Origin of the sequence: Acinetobacter sp. YH12097 (genome assembly GCF_013419225.1) — a bacterium.
Taxonomy (GTDB): domain Bacteria; phylum Pseudomonadota; class Gammaproteobacteria; order Pseudomonadales; family Moraxellaceae; genus Acinetobacter; species Acinetobacter amyesii.
This window is the reverse complement of the sequence record NZ_VPAN01000045.1, coordinates 1-20,071: the sequence shown is the minus strand read 5'-3', so window position 1 is coordinate 20,071 and position 20,071 is coordinate 1. Positions and strand designations below refer to the sequence as shown.

24 protein-coding genes and 1 pseudogene are annotated in these 20,071 nt (G+C 40.1%); 15 read left to right on the top strand and 10 right to left on the bottom strand.

What is annotated here, in order from left to right:
- Positions 1–128 (bottom strand): annotated as a pseudogene (locus FTU37_RS16775) (RNA-guided endonuclease TnpB family protein); the annotation flags it as partial.
- A gap of 235 nt (positions 129–363) precedes the next feature.
- Between FTU37_RS16775 and FTU37_RS14470 the strand changes: the two are divergent.
- Positions 364–660 carry a hypothetical protein gene (locus FTU37_RS14470; RefSeq protein ID WP_180124552.1) on the top strand — a complete coding sequence of 99 codons (297 nt, stop codon included), beginning with the start codon at positions 364–366 and terminating at the stop codon, positions 658–660.
- Positions 657–797 carry a hypothetical protein gene (locus FTU37_RS14465; RefSeq protein ID WP_180124551.1) on the top strand — a complete coding sequence of 47 codons (141 nt, stop codon included), beginning with the start codon at positions 657–659 and terminating at the stop codon, positions 795–797. The genes FTU37_RS14470 and FTU37_RS14465 overlap by 4 nt, the downstream gene beginning before the upstream one ends.
- A gap of 25 nt (positions 798–822) precedes the next feature.
- On the opposite strand, the gene FTU37_RS14460 is transcribed toward FTU37_RS14465, so the two are convergent.
- On the bottom strand, positions 823–1,161 hold the full coding sequence (locus FTU37_RS14460) for a DMT family protein (RefSeq protein WP_078189529.1): 339 nt from the start codon (positions 1,159–1,161) through the stop codon (positions 823–825).
- 274 nt (positions 1,162–1,435) lie between these two features.
- On the opposite strand from FTU37_RS14460, the gene mpl reads away from it, so the two are divergent.
- Entirely contained in the window at positions 1,436–2,800 is a 1,365-nt protein-coding gene (gene mpl, locus FTU37_RS14455) for a UDP-N-acetylmuramate:L-alanyl-gamma-D-glutamyl-meso-diaminopimelate ligase (RefSeq protein WP_180124550.1), read from the top strand.
- A gap of 60 nt (positions 2,801–2,860) precedes the next feature.
- Here the strand turns inward: mpl and FTU37_RS14450 are convergent, their stop codons facing one another.
- The 3 genes from FTU37_RS14450 to FTU37_RS14440 form a co-directional block, all read right to left on the bottom strand.
- Positions 2,861–3,331: a BLUF domain-containing protein gene (locus FTU37_RS14450; protein ID WP_180109492.1), complete on the bottom strand. Its 471-nt coding sequence runs from the start codon at positions 3,329–3,331 to the stop codon at positions 2,861–2,863.
- Between the two features lie 601 nt (positions 3,332–3,932).
- Positions 3,933–4,259: a GNAT family N-acetyltransferase gene (locus FTU37_RS14445; protein ID WP_257225408.1), complete on the bottom strand. Its 327-nt coding sequence runs from the start codon at positions 4,257–4,259 to the stop codon at positions 3,933–3,935.
- A gap of 313 nt (positions 4,260–4,572) precedes the next feature.
- On the bottom strand, positions 4,573–4,878 hold the full coding sequence (locus tag FTU37_RS14440; RefSeq protein ID WP_373684168.1) for a GNAT family N-acetyltransferase: 306 nt from the start codon (positions 4,876–4,878) through the stop codon (positions 4,573–4,575).
- A 132-nt stretch (positions 4,879–5,010) separates the two neighbouring features.
- On the opposite strand from FTU37_RS14440, the gene FTU37_RS14435 reads away from it, so the two are divergent.
- Both FTU37_RS14435 and FTU37_RS14430 read left to right on the top strand, forming a co-directional pair.
- The gene (locus tag FTU37_RS14435; RefSeq protein ID WP_180124548.1) at positions 5,011–6,204 is read left to right on the top strand and encodes a sugar transporter; all 1,194 of its coding nucleotides are present in this window, start codon (positions 5,011–5,013) and stop codon (positions 6,202–6,204) included.
- Positions 6,205–6,503: 299 nt separating this feature from the next.
- Positions 6,504–7,469, top strand: a complete 966-nt coding sequence (locus FTU37_RS14430) for a TerC family protein (protein WP_180022825.1) — start codon at positions 6,504–6,506, stop codon at positions 7,467–7,469.
- Positions 7,470–7,533: 64 nt separating this feature from the next.
- Here the strand turns inward: FTU37_RS14430 and FTU37_RS14425 are convergent, their stop codons facing one another.
- Positions 7,534–8,106 (bottom strand): nucleotidyltransferase family protein, encoded by a 573-nt coding sequence (locus FTU37_RS14425; RefSeq protein WP_257225407.1) that lies wholly within the window; start codon positions 8,104–8,106, stop codon positions 7,534–7,536.
- A 272-nt stretch (positions 8,107–8,378) separates the two neighbouring features.
- On the opposite strand from FTU37_RS14425, the gene guaD reads away from it, so the two are divergent.
- The 3 genes from guaD (at position 8,379) to FTU37_RS14410 (ending at position 10,886) form a co-directional block, all read left to right on the top strand.
- Positions 8,379–9,695, top strand: a complete 1,317-nt coding sequence (guaD, locus tag FTU37_RS14420) for a guanine deaminase (RefSeq protein WP_180124546.1) — start codon at positions 8,379–8,381, stop codon at positions 9,693–9,695.
- Between the two features lie 225 nt (positions 9,696–9,920).
- On the top strand, positions 9,921–10,448 hold the full coding sequence (gene hpt / locus FTU37_RS14415; RefSeq protein ID WP_078189517.1) for a hypoxanthine phosphoribosyltransferase: 528 nt from the start codon (positions 9,921–9,923) through the stop codon (positions 10,446–10,448).
- 180 nt (positions 10,449–10,628) lie between these two features.
- Positions 10,629–10,886: a GlsB/YeaQ/YmgE family stress response membrane protein gene (locus FTU37_RS14410; RefSeq protein WP_078189516.1), complete on the top strand. Its 258-nt coding sequence runs from the start codon at positions 10,629–10,631 to the stop codon at positions 10,884–10,886.
- A 78-nt stretch (positions 10,887–10,964) separates the two neighbouring features.
- On the opposite strand, the gene FTU37_RS14405 is transcribed toward FTU37_RS14410, so the two are convergent.
- Entirely contained in the window at positions 10,965–11,663 is a 699-nt protein-coding gene (locus FTU37_RS14405; RefSeq protein WP_180124555.1) for a DsbC family protein, read from the bottom strand.
- Between the two features lie 113 nt (positions 11,664–11,776).
- Positions 11,777–12,733, bottom strand: coding sequence for a CDF family Co(II)/Ni(II) efflux transporter DmeF (gene dmeF, locus FTU37_RS14400; RefSeq protein ID WP_180011576.1), 957 nt, complete (start codon positions 12,731–12,733; stop codon positions 11,777–11,779).
- A 56-nt stretch (positions 12,734–12,789) separates the two neighbouring features.
- Between dmeF and FTU37_RS14395 the strand changes: the two genes are divergently transcribed.
- From FTU37_RS14395 to FTU37_RS14365, 7 genes are all read left to right on the top strand, one after another.
- Positions 12,790–13,056, top strand: coding sequence for a metal/formaldehyde-sensitive transcriptional repressor (locus FTU37_RS14395; RefSeq protein ID WP_180009138.1), 267 nt, complete (start codon positions 12,790–12,792; stop codon positions 13,054–13,056).
- A 148-nt stretch (positions 13,057–13,204) separates the two neighbouring features.
- Positions 13,205–14,347 (top strand): MFS transporter, encoded by a 1,143-nt coding sequence (locus FTU37_RS14390; RefSeq protein WP_180124554.1) that lies wholly within the window; start codon positions 13,205–13,207, stop codon positions 14,345–14,347.
- A gap of 127 nt (positions 14,348–14,474) precedes the next feature.
- Positions 14,475–15,653, top strand: coding sequence for a hypothetical protein (locus FTU37_RS14385; protein ID WP_180124545.1), 1,179 nt, complete (start codon positions 14,475–14,477; stop codon positions 15,651–15,653).
- 1,306 nt (positions 15,654–16,959) lie between these two features.
- Positions 16,960–17,253: a hypothetical protein gene (locus FTU37_RS14380; protein WP_180124544.1), complete on the top strand. Its 294-nt coding sequence runs from the start codon at positions 16,960–16,962 to the stop codon at positions 17,251–17,253.
- Positions 17,250–17,438: a hypothetical protein gene (locus FTU37_RS14375; RefSeq protein ID WP_180124543.1), complete on the top strand. Its 189-nt coding sequence runs from the start codon at positions 17,250–17,252 to the stop codon at positions 17,436–17,438. The genes FTU37_RS14380 and FTU37_RS14375 overlap by 4 nt, the downstream gene beginning before the upstream one ends.
- Before the next feature lie 685 nt (positions 17,439–18,123).
- Complete coding sequence (locus FTU37_RS14370; protein WP_257225406.1) at positions 18,124–18,792, top strand: hypothetical protein; 669 nt, start codon at positions 18,124–18,126, stop codon at positions 18,790–18,792.
- A 156-nt stretch (positions 18,793–18,948) separates the two neighbouring features.
- A complete protein-coding gene (locus FTU37_RS14365) occupies positions 18,949–19,308 on the top strand; it encodes a hypothetical protein (protein ID WP_180124542.1) in 360 nt (119 codons plus the stop codon).
- Between the two features lie 38 nt (positions 19,309–19,346).
- Here the strand turns inward: FTU37_RS14365 and FTU37_RS14360 are convergent, their stop codons facing one another.
- On the bottom strand, positions 19,347–19,568 hold the full coding sequence (locus FTU37_RS14360; protein ID WP_180124541.1) for a kynureninase: 222 nt from the start codon (positions 19,566–19,568) through the stop codon (positions 19,347–19,349).
- A 407-nt stretch (positions 19,569–19,975) separates the two neighbouring features.
- Positions 19,976–20,071: transposase domain-containing protein (locus tag FTU37_RS14355; protein WP_143242124.1), on the bottom strand; the 96-nt coding region annotated here is incomplete at its 5' end.

Sequence of the window (20,071 nt, the reverse complement as noted above, 5' to 3'; positions counted from 1 at the left end):
TCACCTTTCCGCTTCAAATGCCTAAACCCTAAATCATTGACATAATTCCAGACGAAGTTCACTTCTGATGCTAGTTGGTCTAACACCTTGCAATGTTTGTCTTTTATACGTAATTTAAGGGTTTTCAAGTACTTATATTAACAATCAAAACTCAAGGAAAATAGTCCTTAGTTAAATCAAACGACACTTCATGTCGTGTCGCTTATATCTCTGACCTGAAGGACAGAGTTTTACGCTCCATTTGATAAAATTTAACGGTTGTCTTTAAAGAGAAAACTCCATAATATTTTTATAAAATTATTTTTATTTTTTTCAATTTTATAAAAACTTTTATTAAATCAATATTTATAAGACACTTTAAAGATGAAACAGATCTTCATCCTGCTCACTTTAGCCTTAAGCTCTCAGAGTTTTGCCCAACTGGTTCAACTCAATACCAGCCAATTTGAAATAGAATTTAACCTCTTACAGAAACAAAAAGGCTATAACAGCCAGATTAAGAGTAATGACTACATCCACGAAAAATTTTTAGTCACTGGCAAATCGATCATTGATGAACGTGAGTCGGTCAAGATGACAGGCTATTACAAAGCAGATGATGGCCGTGATAAAATGTATTCAATTTCAGAATATCGTGTAGCTATGTTTTTGCACTCATGAACTTTGAAACAGACGGTCAAATGACTGTACTGACCAGTGAGAGTGATTATGCCTTTGACTATGAAGATCCCACTCCAAGAGACCGTGAGTTTAGTAAAGTCCTCAAAAATGCCTGCAAACACGCCTCACTTAAATGATCGGACCCATGCGGCATCGGATCAGTTAAGCACTGCGAAACACGAAATAGACACACCCAAAAAGGCATAAACCTGCCCACAAATAGTCCAATTTAAAGGGCTGTTTAAAAAGGAAAATCATAAATGGAACGAAGACCAATAGCGTCACGACTTCTTGTGTGATTTTCATTTGACCCAAAGACCACCCATGTTTGGCCAACAATCGCGTTGCTGGGATCATAAAACTATATTCGAGTAACGCGATCGCCCATCCAAATAAAATCGCTTGCCAAAGCGGCGCATCATGTAAAAACTTCAAATGCCCATACCAGGCCAAAGTCATAAAACAGTTGGAAATAATCAATAAAAACAGGGCAAGTGACATAAGCAATCAAGATCGCAAAAAATTGCGCTTATTGTACGTTTTTCATCACAATTTCGCGCCTATTTTCCGTGTTTTTATCATTAAGAAAATCACACACATTTGATCAGTTACGAGCTCAATCTTTTTGTACGATCTCATACAAAAAAATCTATCTTTTCGCTAAGACCCTTGCTATGGTTGCTCTCAAATGAAATTAACTTTTTCAACCAAATCTATAATGACAACACCACAATAACAAAGTGATGTGTCGGTAAAAGCAGTGGAGTTAGAACGAATGCATCTGCATATCTTGGGTATTTGTGGCACCTTTATGGGTTCATTGGCGCTCTTGGCGCGCGATTTAGGACATAAGGTCACGGGTTCAGACCAAAACGTTTACCCACCAATGTCTACCCAATTGGAAAATGCAGGCATTACCTTAATGCAAGGCTATGACCGTAGCCATCTTCAACCACATCCAGATCTCGTGATTGTCGGCAATGCTATGAAACGTGGTATTGATGCTGTGGAATACATGTTGAACGAAGGCCTGCCTTATATTTCTGGCCCACAGTTCCTGGCAGACCACGTCCTACAAGGCAAACATGTGTTAGGTGTTGCAGGCACACATGGTAAAACCACAACCACAACCATGCTGGCGTGGGTGCTCGATCAAGCAGGTTTAAATCCAGGCTTCTTGATTGGCGGCGTACCTTTAGGCTTTAGTGAAAGTGCACGTTTAGGCGGTGGTCAATATTTCTGTGTAGAAGCCGATGAATACGATTCCGCATTCTTCGATAAACGTTCTAAGTTTGTGCATTACCATCCTAAAACAGCAATTTTAAATAACCTTGAATTTGACCATGCCGATATCTTCGATGACTTGGCGGCGATTCAAAAGCAATTCCATCATCTGGTTCGTACTATTCCAAGTGAAGGCCGTATCATTGCGCCCATCACAGAGACAAATATTGATGAAGTCTTGGAAATGGGCTGCTGGACACCTGTAGTGCGTACATCTTTAGATACCAATGACAAATCTGAGCTGTATGCAGAGCAATTGTCTGCTGATGGTTCACATTTCAAAGTACTGCAACATGGTGTCGTGAAAGGCGAAGTCAAATGGAATATGACTGGGCAACACAGTGTAGCCAATGCTTTGGCAACCATTGCTGCAGCTGAACATGTCGGTGTTTCGATTGAAACAGCGTGTGAAGCGCTTTCAAACTTTGGTGGTGTAAAACGTCGTATGGAGCTTTTGGGCACAGTACGTGGCGTTGAAGTGTATGATGACTTTGCACATCACCCAACGGCGATTGATACCACGTTAGAAGGTGCGCGTAAGCGTCTGGGTCAACGTAAGCTTTGGGCGGTGATCGAGCCACGTTCTAATACCATGCGCATGGGTAGCCATAAAGATGGCCTTGCACATTCTGCACGCTTAGCGGATGAAGTGATTTGGTATCAACCTGAAGGTTTGGATTGGGATCTACAACCCGTGATTGAAGCTGCTGCGAATAAAGCTGTCGTGGCACGTTCACTGGATGACATCATCCAAACCATCGTAAGCGAGGCAGGCGAGGGCGATGCTGTAGTGATTATGTCGAATGGCGGTTTTGGTGGTTTACATCAGAAGTTGATCAGTGCATTAAAAGCCTAAACCCACTAGATAAAATAAAAAAAGCCCGCTGCGCGGGCTTTTTTTTTATTCACACTCAGCTTAAAAATAATGCTGATAGCCTCGATTTTTATAGCCTAAATCCAGCTTAACCGGCTGTTCAACATTCTCTAATCTTAACAATGTCGTTAAAAACGCCTGAATTTGTTCTAGATTGAGCACGTCGGGTTGAAAGCTTGAATGTCCAAAGCGCTGAAACAAACTAGCAATTTCACTATGTCGGTTGACATATTTCATCGACCATTTTGAAAAATCGATTTGATCAATATTTTGATCAGGATAACGCACAATATCCCGATGGCGAGTATCTTTCGCAATATGCTGAAAAAGCTGTTCGAGAGCCGCTTGCTCACCTTGCAAGCATTGGAAGAACCGGCCTTCGGCATAGTACAGCACGCCAAAAATACGCTGTTCGGTATTGAAGCTGCGGGCTCTCACCAAAATATCACTTAAATCTTGTATTAAATCAAATTGTTGTTCTACACGTGTACTGGCATAACAGAGTTGTATCATTGTGTTTATTCTTAAAGTATTTGCACGATTTTAACGTAGAAAGTTCTACAGGATGAGTAAATATTTGTATATTTTTTAATCAAATGTGCTTTTTAACTTACAACAGAAAACCAAGATCACGTATACCGATATCACCTTCATTTTTTTAAACTTATACATATTAAAACAATGAAATTATTTCCATTTGAAGATGAATAAAGAGGCCGACCATGCTTAAAAATTTACTCATTTTTTTATCGATCACTTGTGTATATTTTGCTGCCTTGATCATACTGAATAATTTTGGTGTTTCAGATTTTTTTAATGTCGTTATTTGCTCATTTATTTTAGGAATAACACTGCGCACCGTGATTCCTCACTATCTTATTTATTTACTGATGATGATGACCATTGGCAGTATTTATTTTGTGCTGAATGATTTTGCTTTATTAAATATCATGTGTTTAAGCTTGGTTTTAGGAATATTGATCTGCTCGATTTTGTTACAATTGTGGCCACATATCGTCAAAACACCATCAACGGTGTTGAAACTCAAGCTCAATTGAGCACAAAGCAGTTTTTAAATTTTCATACTGATAAAACGCCCGCATCGCGGGCTTTTTTAGGCTTGAACATCGGCTAATGTCTTGTCTCGGCGAAACATCACCTCTACATAAGAACAGGTTGGAATAATTATTAAGTGTTTCTCACGAGCGAATTCCACCAAATGATCCAATAGTACACGAGCAACCCCTTGCCCACGTAAGGAATCATCTACCCACGTGTGATTTGCCACAATGGTATGTTCATCACGCCATAGATAACTCATTTCTGCAAGGCGTACACCCTCAGCATTTAACTGAAAAAATTCACCTTTTTGACCATTATCTTGATGTTGCATAGTCACTGTTTTTTCTTCCTTTTTATGAAAAAATACACCGTGTAACAAACGAGAAAGTGATTGGTACAGAACTTAAACGACCTATATTCAACTGTAGGTGATAATAAATCCGTACACCTTTCACATTAATTAAAAAACAATTAAATCACATTTGCCGGATATTTTTATTATGGACCTTTATATCATCGCCATCTTTGTATTACTGATTGCTGCAGCATGCTTGGTTGTATCGCTGTATAAATCACGATCTTAATTCAACTTCACAACTAGATTTCAAATAAAACAGCCTGATTGCAATACGATCAGGCTGTTTTTATTTATCCAAATGATTAATTCACATCACGCTATACAATTTAGCGTATTAGCGTAGAACATCACGAATCGATTCATCTTTATCAAATACAGATTTTGCAAAAGGGCAGAGCGGAATAATTTTCACGTTCTTTTCCCGAGCAAAATTCACTGCTGCATCGAGGAGATGTCGCCCAACACCTTGTCCTCGCAAGCTGTCACTGACATCGGTATGATCAATAATAAATTTATCATCGCCTGCCCATGAGTAAGTCATCTCTGCCAAACGGTCCCCATCTTGCTCAACAAAAAAAGCTCCTTTTTTTTGATCATCATCTTGTTGTACAAACATCTTAAATTTCCTCCATTTTTTTATAAATTGGCATGTAATGCAGGTCAACTCTGTTGTTTTTGTATTAATTTAAACCGCATGCACAGGGCTTAAATCGGTTCCTGCTTGTGTATAGAGCATAGTAAAATAAGCCACTTTATTTATTTGAAGACACTCATGTCTGCCTCTCCCTCCGAAACGGCTTCTTCTGGCTCTTGGACGGCTGTGATTGCTTTGGCTTTCGCAGCATTTATTTTTAATACCACTGAATTTGTACCTGTCGCTTTACTCAGCGATATTGGCAAAACCTTTAGCTTAGCCGCAACCGATGTCGGTATCATGATTACGCTCTATGCATGGGTGGTTGCGCCGATTTCTTTGCCGATCATGTTATTGACCAAAAATATTGAACGTCGTTCACTCCTGATTTGCTTATTTATGGTGTTTATTGTCAGCCATATTCTGTCGTATTTCGCATGGAGCTTTAATACTTTATTGCTCAGTCGAATCGGCATTGCCTTCTCACATGCACTTTTTTGGTCAATTACTGCATCGCTGGCGGTTCGTGTTGCACCGAAAGGCAAAGAATTTCAAGCCTTGGGGCTTTTGGCCACAGGCACGGCTTTGGCGATGGTTCTCGGTATTCCGTTTGGGCGTATGGTTGGAGAAGCCTATGGTTGGCGAAATACCTTTGCTCTGATTGGCATTGGCGCCAGTATCGTTTGCCTGATTTTAGCCAAAACGCTGCCGATACTGCCGAGTTTGAACTCTGGATCACTGAGCAGCCTAAAACAGTTTATTCGCCGTCCGAGCTTAATGATGGTCTTTGTATTAACCATTATCGTGATTAGTGCGCAATTTACCGCATATAGCTATATCGAACCATTCTCGCTCAACATTGCTGCATTTAGCTCCATGCAAACCACAGCCTTGTTATTAATCTTTGGTGCTGCAGGCTTTCTAGGTTCTTATCTCTTTGGGAAATTTGGTGGGAAATATCCCAAAGTTGCGATTCCTTTGAGTACAGCCACACTGGCTTTATCGATGCTGCTGTTGTTTCCTGTTTCTTTGAGTTTTGCAGGTGTGAGTGCGGTGTGCTTATTGTGGGGCATGAGTATCATTGGATTTAGTCTCGCATTACAGTCAAAGACGCTGCATCTCGCATCCGATGCCACCGATGTCGCCATGGCTCTTTATTCAGGTCTGTATAACGTCGGGATTGGCGGTGGTGCCCTCTTGGGTAGCATGGTCAGCATACATTTCGGTTTGAGTTATATTGGCGTGATCGGAGGAATCATCGCCGTGATCGGCACACTTTTAGCTTTAGCGTTGGTACACCGTGGTGATTTTAATCCTCCTGTCTCGCATTAAATGATTTAAATTGCCGATTGCACTTTGAACTAAAAACTGTCATGCTTTGCCGCATATTTGGACAATGTCCAAAACAAAATTTGAACAAGGGGAGTAGCCTCCTCCAAACGTAAACCTTGTTTTACGTGTCAGAATATCGTCATTACACTTTGCAAAAAGTCGGTATCTGAGCATCGCTGCTGCAAATCATTACAGTACGATGTAGGCAAGACCTTGATCATGTTGTCTCAGGCGTTTTATTTCGTCTGGCAACTGGTCGAGGTTTTTTTATGGCTGGTTGTTAGATGTGGAGAATACACATGGAAACGATTGGCTCATTATGGCTATATCTGGCATTTTTCGGTTTAGTCACCATCATGCTACTCATCGACTTTTTAGGCTTTAAAAATAACAAAGGCCAAGAAATCAAAGTCAAAACCGCTGCCTATTGGAGTATTGCATGGGTCTCTGTGGCTACCTTATTCGGTGGTGCACTGTGGCTTTACTTACAGCAAACCGCTGGTGTCGCTGTTGCAAACACCAAAGTCATGGAATATTTCGCTGGTTATCTGCTCGAAAAATCACTCGCAATTGATAACGTTTTTGTCTGGCTCATGATCTTTGCTGCCTTTGCCATTCCACCTGCTTTGCAGCGTAAACTGTTACTCTACGGTGTCCTTGGTGCAATTGTGCTGCGTACCATCTTTATTTTTATTGGGGCATGGTTCGTTCAAGAATTCTCTTGGGTGCTGTACTTCTTCGGTGCGTTCTTGGTGTATACCGGCTTTAAATTCCTTAAGGGTTCAGACGAAGACGACAAAGATATCGAAGATATGGCAATTTTGAAGTGGCTACGTAAACACATGCGTATTACCCCTCAAATGCATGAAGATAAATTCTTCGTTCGTCAAAATGGTGTCTTGTGGGCAACGCCGCTCTTTTTAGTGTTGATCTTGGTTGAAGCATCGGACGTGATTTTTGCAGTGGACTCAATCCCAGCAATCTTTGCGGTTACCTCTGACCCGTTTATTGTACTGACTGCAAACTTGATGGCGATTTTGGGTCTACGTGCCATGTTCTTCCTTTTGTCTGGTGCTGCATCGAAAATGCATTACTTACCATATGGTCTGGGCATTATCCTGGTATTTATTGGCGCTAAGATGCTGTTGCTTGATGTGTTCCACATGCCAATTTGGATTTCACTCGGCTTTATTGTGGTGACCTTAACCATCACCGCGTGGTTATCGATCCGACACAGCAAGAAGTACAATGAAACCATGCTTTAAAACACTTAGATGATTAAAAGCCTTCTTTCGAGAAGGCTTTTTTATTCTGTAATAAAGCCATGAGCTAAGCTTCAGGCGTCATCAAGAGTTTGAGTTTCGGCCAGCGTTGTAAAAATTGTTTTTGCTGCACACGCTGCAAAAAAGTCGCCTGACTGACTAAACGTGGGTTCCAACGGACATTTAACTCAAATAAATCATCTAAACCCAAAGGAGCAATCAGCTGTATTTGTTGTTGATCATCCAATTTAACGGCGATGGCAGTGGCAGTTTCTGGCCACAAAGATAGCGCATGCTCAATCGACTTGAGCGCCTGTATCGGCTCACCATTTTCCAAACGATACCACTGATGTACTGTCGCTTGGTTGGTGACATCCCAATGAATGTGAGGAAAATTCAACTGTATCTGCTGTTGAATTCTTTGACCCTGTGTCCCATCATCATGTTCCGCATAATAAATCACATCCACTTCTGTGCCTTCCAGTACATAGAGTTGTTGATGTCGCTGTGACCAAATCAAATTACGAACCACGCCTGCAGCCAAATAAGCCTGTGTATCTATGGCATACAGGGCATGTAAAATCTGCATGATGCCTTGATGCTGAAGCAGGTTATGCTTTAATTGGTCTGAATAGCTCATGTTCACTAAAGGGTTCATTATCGTTTTTTAAAGGGCGCTCTTGAGATCAATATAGCAAGCGTTGCGACTCATGGTCTTTATTCATTCATCGATGCAATGTATACAGCTCAATGCTTTTGTATTATTCAAATCAAATACAATGAACAAAAAAACAGAATCACTCATAAACAGTTGTTCTATTTTTTAGAACACATTTTCACAATTACTCTAACGGTATTTTGAACCAAATTGGGCTACAATCAACCGAAAAAATTCTAAACTGCAGGTATGTCATGTCTTCTGTTATCGCATCTACAGCGATCCGTGGTCGCTTTCTAGATATTCAGAATACAGTTGCCCAAGCACGTGAAATTCACGACCAAGTGCGCTATTTCGAAGATGGTTTGCTGATTACGCAAGCCGGAAAAATTCAATGGTTCGGTCCATGGTCTGAGGGACAACACCATCTCCCAGATCAGGTTGACGTACAGCATTATCCAGATCAATTGATTGTTCCGGGTTTCATCGACACCCACATCCATTATCCACAAACGGAAATGATGGGGGCTTATGGTGAACAACTGCTGGAATGGCTTGATACTTATACCTTCCCAACCGAAATCCAATTTGAAGATCCGGCTTATGCAGAGCAAATTGCACAGTTCTTCGTAAACGAGTTACTCAAAAACGGAACCACAACAGCCTTGGTTTTTTGTACCGTTCATCCACAATCGGTCGATGCTTTATTTAAGGCTGCAGAACAGCATCAGATGCGCTTAATTGCCGGTAAAGTGATGATGGATCGACATGCACCTGAAGCATTATGTGACACTGCAGAGAGTGGCTATAACGACTCCAAAGCACTCATCGAAAAGTGGCATGGCAAGGGCCGTAACCTTTATGCCATCACGCCTCGCTTTGCCCCAACCTCAACGCCTGAACAATTGGCACGGGCAGGGGAGCTAAAAGCCGAGTATCCTGATGTTTATGTACATACGCATTTGAGTGAAAATAAAAATGAAATTGCGTGGGTCAAATCATTATTCCCTGAGCAAAACGGCTATTTAGACGTTTATCATCATTATGGTCTGACCGGATCACGTTCCGTGTTTGCACACTGTGTGCATTTGGAAGATGCTGAATGGGACTGTATGCATCAGACCAACTCTGCCATTGCGTTTTGTCCAACCTCGAATTTGTTCTTAGGCAGTGGTTTATTTCCATTAAAGAAAACATGGGAAAAACAGGTGAAAGTCGGCTTAGGCACAGACATTGGTGCAGGCACCTCATTTAACCAACTACAAACCATCAATGAAGCCTACAAAGTTCAACAACTTCAAGGCGATAAACTATCCGCATTTGAAGCGCTGTACCATGCCACTTTAGGTGGAGCAAAAGCCTTAGACCTACAGGACAAACTTGGAAACTTTGATTTGGGCAAAGAAGCAGATTTTGTGGTGCTCGATTTAAAAGCCACTGCGCTACAAGCCCTACGTCAACAACGTGCCAAAAATCTGGAAGATGCTTTATTTGCCCTCATGCTGATGGGTGATGATCGTAATATCCATGCCACCTATGTGTTTGGACAATGTGCTTATGTCAAAGCATAAAACGGCTCGACCGAGAGGAAAAACAACGTTGAAAATTGGACTGATTGCCGTCGCTTGTCTGTGCTTACTCAAGCGTGACAGCACTTCCAAGAAAAACTGATTACATTTTCAACGGCAAAAAAGATGCATCTGCGAGCCAGATGTATTAAAATTGGTTCATCTTTAGAGGTGTTGCAAGTCAACACCTTTTTTATTTTTTTGATTTGCTTTTTTAGGTATCTACCCATGTCTGTTCAAATGAGCGTACTGATTTCCACTGAAGAAATTCAAGCTAAAGTGAAAGAGCTTGGCGCAAAAATTGATGCACACTATGCTAACAGCGACAAAGAGTTGGTGTTAATCGGTCTATTACGTGGTTCCGTTATTTTTATGGCTGACCTTTGCCGCGCGATTTCAAAACCGCATGAACTCGATTTCATGACCGTTTCAAGTTATGGCGGTGGGACAGTATCTACTCGTGATGTAAAAATCTTAAAAGATTTAGACGGCGACATTAAAGATAAAGATGTCTTGGTGGTTGAAGATATTATTGACTCAGGCAATACCTTAAGCAAAGTCTTAGAAATTTTACAGACGCGTAATCCAAACTCAATCGAGCTTTGTACTTTGGTCAGCAAGCCTTCACGTCGTGAAATTGACCTCGATGTAAAATTTTTAGGTTTTGAAGTTGAAGATAAATTTATCGTGGGTTATGGTCTGGACTATGATCAAAAATATCGTCATATTCCTTTTATTGGCGAAATTGGTCTCTAAGCAAGATCAGATACTTAAGAGTGGCCGAAGGCCACTTTTTTTTATTTTTTGGGCTATTTTTTGAACAAAAAAACAACAGTTTTTTGCATGTTTAGGCTATAGCTCAGCGCAGTTTTGATTAAAGATAAAGATTAAACATGTCGTAAAAAACAAATACATGATAACAAAAGGAGAGTTACTATGTGGTCACTCATTGTTGCGATTGTTGTTGGTTTTATTGCTGGTTTAATTGCACGTGCGATCCATCCTGGAGATGACAAAGCCGGTTTCATCATGACCACCATTCTCGGGATAGCAGGTTCCTTACTTGCAACCTATGGCGGACGTTTATTAGGTCTGTATGGAGAAAATTCTGCTGCAGGATTTATCGCTTCCGTCATTGGTGCGATCATCGTGTTGTTTATCTATAACCTTGTAACGAAAAAAACCCGCGTCTAATTTTTATAGCACCATTAAAATACCCGCCTGTAGACGGGTATTTTTTTATTTATATTTTATTCACCGTACAGCTTGAAATTATTTGATCTCTTTTAACATCGATTCTAATTCAACAGCAGGGTAAGCACCAGTTAAGATCGAACCGTTGGCAAAGACGATTCCCGGTGTACCACCTAGTTTTAAGCTTTTAGCTAATATTAAATTTCGATCAATCGGGTTTGCACAACTTTTCGCTGACTTCGGTTGAATTCCCTTATTGATTAAATTATCCCAGGCCATAGCAGGGTTTGACTCACAAAAAATCTGCTTCGATGGCGCCAACGACTGCGGTTTTATCGCTGTGACAAAAGTATAAATGGTCACATCATTGAGTTTTGCCAGTTCTACTTCAAGTTTCTTACAATAAGGGCAATTTGGGTCAGAAAAGATCGCGATTTGGCGCTTCCCATTCCCCCTGACAGTTTTAATCGCATCTTGTAATGGTAGTTTATTCCACTCAGTTTTTTGCTGACTGAGGATCAATTGTTTGGTCAGATTTTTTTGATCTTTTAAACGGATCATAGAACCTGCAATCACATAATCCGCATTTTCACTCAAATACAAAACTTGATCTTCAACAAAGCCACTATATATGCCTGGCATTTCTGTACTTTGAATATTCTCAATTTTTAAACTGGGGTGCTTTTGCGCCAAGAGCTTTTGAACGTGTGCCGCATCTGCCAAAGCAAAAGTCGAAAGGATGGTACTTAACGCCAACGCACATATTTTTTTCAACATAGACCGAACTTCAACATTTAATTGATTCAGCATTCTAAGCCTTAACGCGTGAAAGTCTTGGGCTTTTTTCAGTTCATTACGCAATAGCTACATGCCGTTTCACGTGGAACATATTACGCTGCATCAGGTGAATTAATTTCAACAGAGACATGCACAATTTCTTCATGAATCGACAGCGCTTGGCGGACTTCATCGGCACTCAATGCCTGACTGGTTTCTAAAGCTACAATACACGAGAACTGACCTTTACCCACTTTCCACACATGTAAATCAGTTACATCGACGTCGACAGGCAATTGCATTAAAACTTCTCGAATCTCATCAACGACAGGGTGATCCATTTCCGCATCCAGTAATGTTTGTCCTGTTTCTTTCATCAAGCCAATGGCCCACTTACCGACAAGCACTGCACCAACAATCCCCAATAGCGCATCTAAAAATCCCCAGCCCATCCATTTTCCGGCAAATAAGGCCACAATGGCCAACACCGAAGTCACCGCATCAGCAACCACATGCATGAAGGCTGCTTTCTGATTGAGATCGTGATGATGATCATGCTGCTCCTCATGGCTATGCTCATGATGGTGATGGTGATGGTGATGGTGATGGTGATGGTGATGGTCATCATGCAATAACCAAGCACAGATCAAGTTCACCACCAGACCTAAAATCGCAATAGGGATTGCTTCGTTATAATGAATTTGGACCGGGTTGAATAAGCGTTCCACCGAATGAAAAGCCATAAATGCAGCAACAACCATCAATAATATCGCGCTGCTATAGCCTGCCAAAATTTCAATTTTCCAAGTCCCAAAGCTAAAACGAGCGTCTTGGGCATAGTGGCGTGCCGCACGATAGGCAAAATAGGCCAAGCCTAATGCCAACATATGTGAACTCATATGCCAGCCATCTGCCAATAATGCCATCGAATTAAAAATCCATCCGCCAATGACTTCTAACAACATCATGACTGCCGTTAAAATGGTGGCAATTAAGATCCGTTTTTGTGCGAGTGGATTACCTTCATCAAATTGATGATGATGAATTCGGATGGATGGGGAAGTTTTCATTAGGTTCTATGTTTAAATATACTCCCCCATAGTATATTTATTTTCGGGAGAAAGTGTTGAGTCATTTACATCAGGACAAAAAGATTTTAAATCGGGTTAAACGTCTACAAGGTCAGGTCAATGCGGTTGAACTGGCTTTACAGCAACCCGAAGCAGGGTGTATCGAGGTTTTACAACAGGTTGCGGCTATCAAAGGTGCTGTAAATGGATTAATGAATGAATTAATCGAAGCACATTTACGCCATCATGTATTGCCTCAAGATGTTGAAATCAATGAAGCAGAACTGGAAGAATTTGTAAAACTGCTTAAACGCTATGGATAAAGTTACAACTGCGATTTGACCATGGAAAACAATCGGCATTAAACTGAGGCCATATTTCCTTCTTCCTCATGCAGCACAATATTGACTCTATTGGCTGTACCTCTGCGACTTTAAAATGACCACATCTCCCTCTTGGCGACCGTTTATCATGGTGAGCCTTGCACTCTGTATGGGCACTATTGGTACAGCGCTAGCTAGTCCTCTGTATCCCATTTATCAACAACTTTGGGGACTGCTGCCGAGTCATATCACCTATATCTTTGTTGCCTACATGTTTGGTTGCCTAGCGACTTTGCTGTTTTTAGGTCGTACCAGTAACAGTTTTGGTTTTTTAAGAACCCTGCAAATCGGTATGGCGTGCATCATCTTAGGTTTAAGCTTATCAGTGTTTGCCAGTAATGCACTGTGGTTATCTATCAGGCGCTTTATTATCGGGATTGCCTCGGGTTTAATTAGCACCTCAGCCATGCTTGGCTTGGTCTATACCATTCCTGAACAGCATAAAAATAATGCACCGCAGCTGAGTTCAATCATTACCGTGATTGGTTTTGGTCTTGGCCCATTTATTGGTGGGGTGATTGCCCAATTTTCGGAACAGCCTTTAGTCACCCCTTATATCCCTGTGATCTTTGGGGGTTTGGCATGTCTAATTGGGTTGTTTTTTATTCGCACCCCGAATTTTGAGCCACAGCCTTTTTCAGTGGCACCACATTTGGAATTGCCTGAAAAGCATGATCATTCACGATTTTATATCGCCGGACTCACTGCCTTTTGTGCCTTTGGCTCCTTCAGCTTATTTGCATCACTCGCACCCTCTTTCGTCAAAGATGCAATCCCATGGCATGGCCCTTTGGTCAGTGGTAGTGCCATTGCGAGTATCTTGCTGGTTTCTGCAATTGTGCAATTTATGGCGAAATCGATACCTTCTGCAAAATGTGTCAATGCCGGCTTAATGGTGTTAATACTGAGCTATGCACTCCTTGCGCTATGTATGACCCAACATTGGAGCACATTATTTTTTATTAGCGATGTTTTAGTCGGTGTAGGGCATGGTCTGGGGCTTTTAGGCGCATTTGGCTTAGTTCATCAAATGACCAACAATCAAAACCGTGCTGCTGTGATCTCGACCTATTTGTTTATCGGATATCTAGGCACCATTATTCCAATTATAGCGGCTGGTTATTTATCTGATCATTTTGGCTTGATGGTCGGTGTTTTAGGTTTTTGTATGGGCGTAGGTTTATTGTGTATCGGCTTATTGCTTTGGCACCGTAGTCTGAACACCAATTAACCACGGATCGTATTCAAGAAGCATCTTGTATTAGGTGCTTCTTAAACCCAAAAACAATTAAGAAACCCTATAAAAATCAATCAAATTAAATTAAGATCTTGTGTGATGTGATTCAATAATTTAAAAAATGCTAAAAATTCAATGTCAAATTAACACTGCGGAAAATCAAATCATCGCCAGCAGCGAATACGGGAATATTCACTATATTTTACCCTTTGAATCCTTACCGCAATTAGAAACTTATGATTTTATCGTTTGGGGCTTTTTACCCATTGCCATGCGCCTTGGCATCCCGCTGCATATAGAAGGACCTATTTCAATACAAACCCTCCACTCCGCACGGGAGGTTTCAACTGTCTGGGCCGCTTGGTTACCTGATTTATATCAACCAGTCATGCTCAGTGCTGCATCGATTATCCAAACACCACCGGCAAACCAAACCACTCAAAATTTAAGCTTTTTTAGCGGTGGAATTGACTCCACATATAGTACATACAAAGCTTTTCTTGAAAATGGGCAAGACTCTGATTGTCTCACTGTGCATGGAATGGATTATAAATTTGATGACCATGAAAAATTTCAGGCCTTAATGGATCAGACCCATGACTTTAGAAGCCAAGTTTTTAAGCAAAGTCGCGTGGTAAAAACCGATGCTTACACGCTGTACAGTAAATATGGCTGTAACCCTAAAGGTTCGCATGTCACACATATCTTTTCGCTGTTTTCCTGCGCTTCGATTTTTGAACATTACCAGCAATATCGAATTTCAGCCGATTACCGTTTAGATCAACAATTATTCGTTCATCCCTATGGCTCAAATACGGCATCCAACCGATTGATGAAGAACCGATCTGGGGTCTTAATCACCCTCGACGATGATGTCACGCGATCACAAAAAACCGCATTTTTAAGCCAATCTGACTTAGATTTACAAACCCTGTCGATTTGTGTGGACTATAGGGCTCGACCAAAAAATTGTGGTCAATGCAGTAAATGTATGCGCACCAAAGCCATGTTTTATGCCACTAGCCCCGAAATTCCCGATATCTTTTTAGATCGTCGCTTTGAAAAACAGTGGTATCAATCCATTCCATTAAGTTCAAAAATCAATCGTGCTTTTTTAATTGATATTTTGTCAGCGGTCGAAAAATCCTCGCAACAGCAACAATTTCCAGACTATGCAACACTCAAAGTCAAAGTTGAAGCAGCTTCAAAAAGAGCAGCAATCAATCCTTTTTATGGGATGAAAATAAAAGATGTGCTGAGAACAATCTTTAAAATCATTTTTGGCTCAACCCCACGCTAAAGCGATGCAAAAAAGCACGATGTTTTCGAACATCGTGCTTTGGATGGATCTATCCATAGGTGAAATGAGGAGCTCAATCGTTTTATTACTTTCCGATACAGAATGTAATTCAAATTATATTTTTAATATAAATTAATAACTTATGAATTCAATTAAAGCATAGTGACTAATAGGTGACTGATTATGTCATCACTAGGCACTTTTAAAGCTGCTCCCCTTATTGGCGGCTCAGGTAGGATCAGATTTAGAATCCTGTCCTTTGTGAGTATCTTTAAGATACTCACTAACTATCTTTGAGCTGGTCACTTGCATGGGTTTCGGTGATTACCGAAACGATAACGTAATCCTAAATTAACTTAGCCGTCCAAGTGGTTGATTAAGTAGCTAGGTTGTTTAGATGCGCTCAAATTTGAGCATATCCCCCAATGGGGTAAATGTTCCCGATCCGCTACTACACTTTAAATGCAATTAAGAGATGCCCCCAATGTTGGGGTTATCTTTGTGAGTACCTGATAGTCACGTGCAAAACTCACTTTTGAACATGGGCATAGCGATAGCGGAATTTCACTATCGGTCTAGGTTTTTAGGGGTGGTCATTTTGACCATACCCATACTGTGTGACTGTACGAAAGTTTCGTAGTTCATCACTACTACGGAAAACTCAGGTTAGCCAACGCAATTTTGCGCCGTCCTACTTCAGAAAACTTCAGTTTCAAAAATACAAAACCTTATAAAACCTAATATTCAAAGATGCCCGGGGTGTTGAAGCTCAAACGCTTTGAACCTGACAAAACCTGACATTTTCTTTGACATTATTTTTTGAATTTATGACCCAAGTATCTGTATTAAATTGAAAAACCTTTGACATTTTCTTTGACATGAAAAGCCTTTAAACCTCACATGCAAAACGCCGTACCTGTTATCAAATGTTATGGTCTGGACTACTACAAAATACTACTTTCTGTTTACTGCTCGGACTTGTCAAAACTTAACATTGATAACCTGTCAAAACCTGTTATTTAAAACGCTGCACCTGTTAGTAAATGTTAGTCAGAACCTATCAAAACCTATGGTTATGGACTGCATAAATACTAAGTAATACTAAGTTCACAACCTGACAAAACCTGACATTTAGAACGCCGTAGCAGTTAACAAGAAGTTAACTTTTTAACAAAACAGAAATTTTTTTATACGTGCGGTTGGGAGTGGTCTCCGCTTTGGGCCAGTCCATAAGATATGAAAGCCCCCTTGCTATATAATCGTATATACGATATATATGGATAAATAATCTACTGAGGGGTACACAATGACAAACAAGCCTAAAACTTATGGTGCTGGCGACATGCACGACCTAGCTTCATTAGCTGAATCAGATATGAACTGGATGTGTACAGCAATTAGCCATATCAGAAGAGAAGTAATGAAGTTAAATAAGCTGGCAGAAAGTGGAAAAGAAGTCAGCCAGTATCATTTTTCTGAAATGGTTACTCACCTAGAAATGTATGAATATTTAGCGGAAGAGCGCCACCGCAACCATGCTAAAGAAGCAAAAGCATACGAAGCTGAATGGGAAGCTGCCAAACAAAAGGCCAGTGCATGAACAAGCCTAACGACACGCCCAAAACTCGCTATGAGAAAAAGCGCAAACAAAAGTTAGTTAGCTTTAATACTGAGAATCCACACGATGCCGATCTATTGACTCATGCCAATAAGCTCAATGATTTTAGTGGATGGGTTAAAGAAAAATTGAATGAAGATATGACGCAAAAGAAAGGCTCACAATAGTGGGCCTTTTTAATGCCTTAAATTTACATGGTCTTATGCCACGATTTACGCTCTCAATAATTATTTATACCTGATCAATCCGACTGAGATAACTCGCTAAGAATATCGACATGAAGTTATATTTTTTATTTGGCCGAAACATCGCATAAGGCATATCGTTTTGATGTGGTAACAGGAAATCAGATATGCAAGTTTTGATGTGGTAACAGCATTTTTTTGATGTAGTAACATAGTCCACGTATATAAAATGATCAAAAGTACGGACATGGGGTATACGGTCATAATTTTGGTATCCATCCAAAAAATAGAAATATGAACCTGACAAAACCTGACAATTTTTCCAGTATAAAAAACCTGTCAAAACCTGTTATTTGAAAGTAAGTGATAGTAAGTATTTGAACCTCACAAAACTTAACCTTTGAACCTGATAAAACCTGAAATTAGAACCCTATTTTCTGATGAAAATATCAGTTTAAAAACGTATAAAAATCATGTCTAATTTGTACGTAAAAACTTACATAAATTATTGAATTATTAAATTAATTTAAATAATAGCATGGTAAAATTAAGAATAAATTTTTGGTGAAAAATAGCAGTCTATTAAGGCTAATTTACTAAAAATTTTGAATAGCTAAAAAGAGGCTATTAATCACTAAAAAGTAATTTTAAAAACAGGAGAATGCTTATGCCAATTGCAGCAGCAGCAATAGGAACAAAACTCGCAGTAGGTATGGTGGGTGCTAGTGTGGTTGGTGGTGCTTTGTCATCCAGAGCACAAAGAAAATCAGCAAATGCAGCAGCAAACGCCCAGATCGAAGCCTCTGAAATGGGTGTAGAAGAACAGCGTCGCCAGTTTGATGCAGTTCAAAAAATCTTAAAGCCTTATGCGGATGCAGGTCTTAGTGGCTTGACTGGTCAACAAAACTTGCTTGGTATCAATGGCGCAGCAGCCCAGCAAGCAGCGATTAATAATATTAACAACAGCTCTGAAATGCAGACCTATTTGCAACAAGGCGAAAATGCCATTTTGCAAAATGCATCTGCTACTGGTGGTTTGCGTGGTGGCAACACTCAAGCCGCTTTAGCTCAATTTAGACCACAGTTGCTAAACCAAATGATTAATCAGCGTTACCAAAATTATGCTGGGTTAACATCATTGGGTCAGAACGCAGCAGCAGGCACAGGTAACGCAGGTATGCAAACAGCCAGCAATATTTCTAACCTGTATCAGCAGAGTGGTGCAGCTCAGGCAGGCGCAGCGTTGGCGAAAGGTCAAGCCAGCGCCGATATGTGGAATGGTGTAACTGGTGCAATTGGTCAAGTTGCAGGCATGAAAATGATGGGTCTATTTTGATTAAAGGTAGATGCCAATAAACCCTCACTGTTGCCAAATACATGTGGGGTTTTCTTCTATAAATCTTCTTTAGAAACCACATACGAATGATATAGAGCTAGTCACAGCTTAAAACTAATATGCTAATCTTACATTTAATGATAAAGGGGTATATTTATGAAAAGAATACTTTTACTTTCCATTTTTTTAATAAGCACATATAGCCATAGTATTGAACCTTATGATTACACTATCAAGGTGCCTAATACTGGGCAAACTAGCTTTAATGGCCTTCAGCAAGGCATTTTATTAGGGGAGCGAATAAAGGCAGCGCAAGCTAATAAAGAAGCTTTAAAACAAGAACAAGAACTGAAAGCAAAAGAAAGTCTTTATAAGAAAGAACTGTTAGATATGTATAACGACCCCTCAAAGTTCACCCAAGAAAATTTGATGAAATTAATGCTGGCCTATCCTGAGTTTAATAAAACAACAGCTCAAATATCTGAACAACTTCGTAGTTTAGAATCTAAAAAATAGATGTAACACATCAATAGGAAAACACTTAATAGTGCTTTTTAATTGTTCCAATTTTTTCCATTAGCACCACAGTTACGTTCGATAGAATTCATGGCTTCTTCAACTGTATATTGCTTAGAACGCCATCCATCAATATTTGCTTGTATAAGTGCTCGACAATTCTTAGGTAATCCATAATCGCCATAGGTAGGCTCACTATTAGGATTTCCGCAACCAATCATGAGTAATGGCAACACTGAAATTAATATTATATTTTTCATAATTTTACTCTTATTTAAATAATTAAGTTAATGATACAGAAATTTTGCTAACCGTAAAACTCGCATAACTTATCAAATCTGATAAAAACCTGAAATTTGGGCGGCAAGATTACGGCATGTTTGAACCTAACAAAACCTGATATTTGTTTTACGTAGTGATACAAGATAGGTATTCGTTAAAAACGGCGTAAACCTTGATATGACTATGTTTGAGTGTGGTTTTAATGGTCTTTTTAATGTGGTGCCGTAAAACAAGAAATTCTTTACGTAGCTGTACCAAAATAGGGATGAAATCACTCCATTTATGATTTTGAGAAACAAACCCTATGAAAGAGATACTTTTTGCAAAACTCACCCTATGAAAGAAGTCTTTTTGGTAAGCGTCCGCTGAACCCCATGCCTATTTTTTAATTTGAGTTGGATTTCCAGCGATGTGGCAGTAATTCTTCTATTTGGGTCGCTTTATGCGTCGGCAGCCTTTTCAGCACATCACTTAAATAGGC

What these genes read in the sequence shown, in the direction of transcription:
- FTU37_RS14470 (WP_180124552.1), top strand. Translation starts at nt 364, where the DNA reads ATGAAACAGATCTTCATCCTGCTCACTTTAGCCTTAAGCTCTCAGAGT.
- FTU37_RS14465 (WP_180124551.1), top strand. Translation starts at nt 657, where the DNA reads ATGAACTTTGAAACAGACGGTCAAATGACTGTACTGACCAGTGAGAGT.
- FTU37_RS14460 (WP_078189529.1), bottom strand. Translation starts at nt 1,161, where the DNA reads ATGTCACTTGCCCTGTTTTTATTGATTATTTCCAACTGTTTTATGACT.
- mpl (WP_180124550.1), top strand. Translation starts at nt 1,436, where the DNA reads ATGCATCTGCATATCTTGGGTATTTGTGGCACCTTTATGGGTTCATTG.
- FTU37_RS14450 (WP_180109492.1), bottom strand. Translation starts at nt 3,331, where the DNA reads ATGATACAACTCTGTTATGCCAGTACACGTGTAGAACAACAATTTGAT.
- FTU37_RS14435 (WP_180124548.1), top strand. Translation starts at nt 5,011, where the DNA reads ATGTCTGCCTCTCCCTCCGAAACGGCTTCTTCTGGCTCTTGGACGGCT.
- FTU37_RS14430 (WP_180022825.1), top strand. Translation starts at nt 6,504, where the DNA reads ATGGAAACGATTGGCTCATTATGGCTATATCTGGCATTTTTCGGTTTA.
- FTU37_RS14425 (WP_257225407.1), bottom strand. Translation starts at nt 8,106, where the DNA reads ATGAGCTATTCAGACCAATTAAAGCATAACCTGCTTCAGCATCAAGGC.
- guaD (WP_180124546.1), top strand. Translation starts at nt 8,379, where the DNA reads ATGTCTTCTGTTATCGCATCTACAGCGATCCGTGGTCGCTTTCTAGAT.
- hpt (WP_078189517.1), top strand. Translation starts at nt 9,921, where the DNA reads ATGTCTGTTCAAATGAGCGTACTGATTTCCACTGAAGAAATTCAAGCT.
- FTU37_RS14410 (WP_078189516.1), top strand. Translation starts at nt 10,629, where the DNA reads ATGTGGTCACTCATTGTTGCGATTGTTGTTGGTTTTATTGCTGGTTTA.
- FTU37_RS14405 (WP_180124555.1), bottom strand. Translation starts at nt 11,663, where the DNA reads ATGTTGAAAAAAATATGTGCGTTGGCGTTAAGTACCATCCTTTCGACT.
- dmeF (WP_180011576.1), bottom strand. Translation starts at nt 12,733, where the DNA reads ATGAAAACTTCCCCATCCATCCGAATTCATCATCATCAATTTGATGAA.
- FTU37_RS14390 (WP_180124554.1), top strand. Translation starts at nt 13,205, where the DNA reads ATGGTGAGCCTTGCACTCTGTATGGGCACTATTGGTACAGCGCTAGCT.
- FTU37_RS14385 (WP_180124545.1), top strand. Translation starts at nt 14,475, where the DNA reads ATGCTAAAAATTCAATGTCAAATTAACACTGCGGAAAATCAAATCATC.
- FTU37_RS14380 (WP_180124544.1), top strand. Translation starts at nt 16,960, where the DNA reads ATGACAAACAAGCCTAAAACTTATGGTGCTGGCGACATGCACGACCTA.
- FTU37_RS14375 (WP_180124543.1), top strand. Translation starts at nt 17,250, where the DNA reads ATGAACAAGCCTAACGACACGCCCAAAACTCGCTATGAGAAAAAGCGC.
- FTU37_RS14370 (WP_257225406.1), top strand. Translation starts at nt 18,124, where the DNA reads ATGCCAATTGCAGCAGCAGCAATAGGAACAAAACTCGCAGTAGGTATG.
- FTU37_RS14365 (WP_180124542.1), top strand. Translation starts at nt 18,949, where the DNA reads ATGAAAAGAATACTTTTACTTTCCATTTTTTTAATAAGCACATATAGC.
- FTU37_RS14360 (WP_180124541.1), bottom strand. Translation starts at nt 19,568, where the DNA reads ATGAAAAATATAATATTAATTTCAGTGTTGCCATTACTCATGATTGGT.